Source organism: Actinosynnema sp. NPDC023658 (assembly GCF_040639995.1).
GTDB lineage: Bacteria > Actinomycetota > Actinomycetes > Mycobacteriales > Pseudonocardiaceae > Actinosynnema.
Genome location: NZ_JBFAAX010001369.1, coordinates 1 through 1,241 on the forward strand (window position 1 = coordinate 1; position 1,241 = coordinate 1,241).

General features: G+C 74.2%; 1 protein-coding gene. It reads right to left on the reverse strand.

Translation table 11 applies throughout. The annotated features are described in order from the left end of the window. Positions 1 to 512 precede the first annotated feature (512 nt). Positions 513 to 1,241: crosslink repair DNA glycosylase YcaQ family protein (locus AB0G02_RS41050; protein ID WP_360806215.1), on the reverse strand; the 729-nt coding region annotated here is incomplete at its 5' end.

Genomic DNA, 1,241 nt, shown 5'->3' on the forward strand with positions numbered 1-1,241 from the left:
GTGCTGAGCGGCGCGACACCCCTCCGCCGGCGCAGCTCGGCCAGCAGATCCTTGCGGCCGACGAACGAACTCAGCGCCCGCGGCACCACACCGCCTCCCGCTGCCCGCTCGGTCATCCGGACACCGTACGACATCCGGCTGTGCGCGAACCGTGAGATGGGCGAAGCGGCGTGTGGTCGAGGCGTTTTGCGACGACTTGCAGCGACCCCGGCGCATCGGCCCACGTCACACCGCCCTGCCCGACTCGTGCCCGCCTTGCGCCGCAAAGCGTTTCTCCGCTTTGCGCAACGAAGCACGAGGGCGACCGCGGTGGGAACAAGATCCCGACGGCCGACCGCCGCACCGGTGGCCTGCGGCTCGCCACTCCACGCCGACCACCGTGCGACGCCACCGACGCCGGAGCACCGACCGCCTCCGGTCCCGAGACCACTTCGGTCTTCCCCCGCCTGCCTTCGGGGGGGTCCGCACCGACGGCGACGGGAGTGGGCCTCTACCGCCTCGGGACCGACGCCTCAGGCCCAGGCGAGCACGGACTCCACCTCGGCGTCGAGCTCGGACACCGGGATGTGGCCGAACTGCTCCACCACGACCCGCCCGTCCCGGCGTCGCCACGAGCCGCGCACCTGGCCGTCCACCACGACGTGCGGGATCGGCGCCCCGCCCGCGGTCTGCACCAGCGGCGCGTGCCGGGGGTCCAGCAGCAGGTCTCGGTCGGAGTAGCCGAGCAGGAACGTGTCGAACGGGCCGAGCAGGCGGACCGTGCCGTCCAGGTCCGCGGCGTCGGTGAGGGGCAGCTGCCAGCCGTGCTCGCCCTCGACCAGTTCGTCGAACGGGAACGCCGCGCGCACCCCGGCCTCCTGCAGGCCGCTCCACGCGGTGAAGTCCTCGACCGTCGCGGGGCCGTAGGCGCGCAGGTAGCGGCGGGCCAGCTCCGCGACGCCACGCGGTTCGCCGTGGTCGGCGCGGGGGAGCAGCCGGTAGGTCGACTCGCCCGCGCAGACCACGCCCAGGTTGGCGGCGTGGGCCAGCAGGTAGGCCGCCGCGGGCGTGCCCGGGTCCAGCTCCACGCCCACGTCGGTGAGCCGGGCGACGACCTGAGGCCTGGTCAGCGGCTCGGTCAGCACCTCGCGCAGGGCGTCCAACGCCCGCGCGCACACCTCGTCGGTCAGGCCCAGTTCGAGCCGTCGTCGCCGGGATCGGGCCACGTTCACCGGACCGAGCAGCGCCACCAACCAGCCGAC